Source organism: Clostridium sp. AF28-12, from assembly GCF_003435225.1.
GTDB classification, from domain to species: domain Bacteria; phylum Bacillota; class Clostridia; order Lachnospirales; family Lachnospiraceae; genus Pilosibacter; species Pilosibacter fragilis.
Genome location: NZ_QWGJ01000054.1, coordinates 1 through 2,511, shown reverse-complemented (window position 1 = coordinate 2,511; position 2,511 = coordinate 1). Strand labels below are relative to the sequence as shown.

The following is a 2,511-nucleotide window of genomic DNA, read 5'->3' as shown; positions in this document are numbered from 1 at the left end:
ACTGATGAAAGTCAGCAAGGCGCAGGGTGCCTACCTCATACTTAATGCAAATGCACTCAAGCTACGTTGTAACTGACCCGAAAGGTACGGTTTTAGTCGAGTGTGGGAAGCTCTTACAGCGCGGCGGGTATCGGATAAAGGTGCTGAACACGATAAATTTTAAGAAATCCATGCGTTATAATCCCTTTGCCTATATCCGCAGCGAAAAAGACATTTTGAAACTGGTAAATACCTTGATTGCCAACACCAAAGGGGACGGGGAAAAAGCCGGGGAGGATTTTTGGGTAAAATCGGAACGGCTCTTTTACTGCGCCCTTATCGGCTACATTTGGTACGAAGCCCCGGAGGAAGAAAAGAACTTCACGACGCTGCTTGAAATGATAAATGCCAGTGAAGCCCGCGAGGACGACCCGGAATTTCAGTCCCCCGTTGACCTCATGTTTGAACGGTTGGAGGAAAAAGACCCGGAACACTTTGCCGTCCGGCAGTACAAGAAATTCCTGTTATCTGCGGGAAAGACACGAAGCTCTATTCTCATTTCCTGCGGTGCGCGGCTTGCCCCTTTTGACATTAAGGAGCTGCGCGACCTTATGGAAACCGACGAAATGGAGCTTGACACCATAGGCGACCGCAAGACCGCCCTGTTTGTTATCATCAGCGACACCGACGATACTTTTAACTTTGTCGTGAGTATTCTTTACACGCAGCTTTTCAATCTGCTTTGCGACAAGGCAGATGATGAATACGGCGGCAGGCTGCCCGTCCATGTGCGCTGTCTGTTAGACGAGTTTGCAAATATCGGGCAGATACCGAAGTTTGAAAAGCTCATAGCCACCATACGAAGCCGGGAAATCTCCGCGTCGATTATCTTACAGTCGCAAAGCCAGTTAAAGGCAATCTATAAGGACAACGCCGATACCATAGTCGGCAACTGCGACACCACCCTTTTCTTGGGCGGCAAGGAGAAAACCACCCTCAAAGAAATGTCGGAAATCTTGGGGAAAGAAACCATTGACAGCTTCAACACTTCCGAGAACCGGGGGCGCGAGGTATCGCATGGGCTGAATTATCAGAAGTTAGGCAAGCAGCTTATGACGGAAGATGAAATAGCGGTTATGGACGGCGGGAAATGTATTTTACAGCTACGAGGGGTGCGCCCGTTCTTCTCTGATAAGTACGACATTACAAAGCACCCCAACTATAAATATCTTTCCGACTATGACAAGAAAAATACTTTTGATATGGAAAAGCATTTAAGGCGCAGACCCGCCCTTGTGAAGCCGGACGAAGTATTTGACTACTACGAAATCAGCGAAAGCGATTTGCAGGAGGACACCGACCATGAATAGACGTATCAGAAAGAAAAAGGACAAGAAAATCACAGAAGCCATAAACGGGCTTGTTTCGATTGCTGAACGACGGGAACAGCAGCGGCAGGCTGCTATCCGGCAGTTTGTGAAACGGTGTGAAGCCCTGTATGAGCAGCAGCGAAAAGAAAGGAGGAATTGACGCAGTAACAAAGAAAAAGACAACTTGCATGATACGCGCCCCTACAAAAATTCCTATCGCCCACACTGACAACTGAATACCGCCGCGCAGCAGACATTTAGGCAGCGCGGGGACTTATGACCGCGGCAGTTTGAAAACTGACCGCCGTTTTTTATGCCCTTTTACGGGCAAGCCGCATTTGCGGCAGAAAGGAGTTTTATGGAATTTTTCAACAGCGCAATCGGCGTATTACAGACTTTGGTTATCGCTCTTGGAGCAGGACTTGGCATTTGGGGCGTTATCAATCTCTTGGAGGGCTACGGAAATGATAATCCGGGCGCAAAATCACAGGGCATTAAGCAGCTCATGGCGGGCGGCGGCGTTGCCCTTATCGGCACTATCCTTGTACCTCTGCTTTCCGGCTTGTTCGGTTAAGCGCGGGTAGCTGCCTATGCAGAGCATACTTGACGCGATTAACGAATGGATAAAGGAAATCCTTATCGGAGCGATAAACGGTAATCTGTCAACTATGTTCGGGGACGTAAACGAAAAAGTCGGGACTATCGCAAACGAGGTAGGACAGACCCCGCAGGGTTGGAACGCAAATATTTTCAGCATGATACAGACCCTTTCTGAAAATGTAATCGTTCCGATTGCGGGGCTTGTCATTACCTATGTCCTATGCTACGAGCTAATCAGCATGGTAACGGAAAAGAACAATATGCACGACATAGAAACATTCATGTTCTTTAAGTGGATATTCAAAGCCTTTGTCGCGGTGTTTATCGTAACCAACACGTTCAACATCACAATGGCGGTCTTTGATATGGCGCAGCATATCGTTTCCGGCGCAGCGGGGGTTATCGGCGGCGATACGAATATCGACGTTGCCGAAGCCCTTGCCACCATGCAGGAGGGGCTTGAAGATATGGAAATCCCCGAACTGCTCTTACTTGTGCTTGAAACAAGCCTTGTAAGCCTTTGCATGAAAATCATGTCCGTACTGATAACCGTTATCCTCTA

General features: G+C 48.3%; 3 protein-coding genes and 1 pseudogene. All 4 read left to right on the top strand.

Annotated elements, in window-relative coordinates:
* Positions 1-41 precede the first annotated feature (41 nt).
* A pseudogene (locus tag DWY93_RS16690) lies at positions 42-1,349 on the top strand (type IV secretory system conjugative DNA transfer family protein); the annotation flags it as partial.
* Positions 1,342-1,509, top strand: a complete 168-nt coding sequence (locus DWY93_RS17270) for a hypothetical protein (RefSeq protein ID WP_002610319.1) — start codon at positions 1,342-1,344, stop codon at positions 1,507-1,509. The pseudogene DWY93_RS16690 and the gene DWY93_RS17270, both read left to right, overlap by 8 nt.
* Before the next feature lie 198 nt (positions 1,510-1,707).
* Positions 1,708-1,923 (top strand): Maff2 family mobile element protein, encoded by a 216-nt coding sequence (locus tag DWY93_RS16685; RefSeq protein WP_002610321.1) that lies wholly within the window; start codon positions 1,708-1,710, stop codon positions 1,921-1,923.
* 16 nt (positions 1,924-1,939) lie between these two features.
* On the top strand, positions 1,940-2,511 hold a 572-nt coding region (locus DWY93_RS16680), incomplete at its 3' end, for a VirB6/TrbL-like conjugal transfer protein, CD1112 family (RefSeq protein ID WP_117472737.1).

What these genes read in the sequence shown, in the direction of transcription:
- DWY93_RS17270 (WP_002610319.1), top strand. Translation starts at nt 1,342, where the DNA reads ATGAATAGACGTATCAGAAAGAAAAAGGACAAGAAAATCACAGAAGCC.
- DWY93_RS16685 (WP_002610321.1), top strand. Translation starts at nt 1,708, where the DNA reads ATGGAATTTTTCAACAGCGCAATCGGCGTATTACAGACTTTGGTTATC.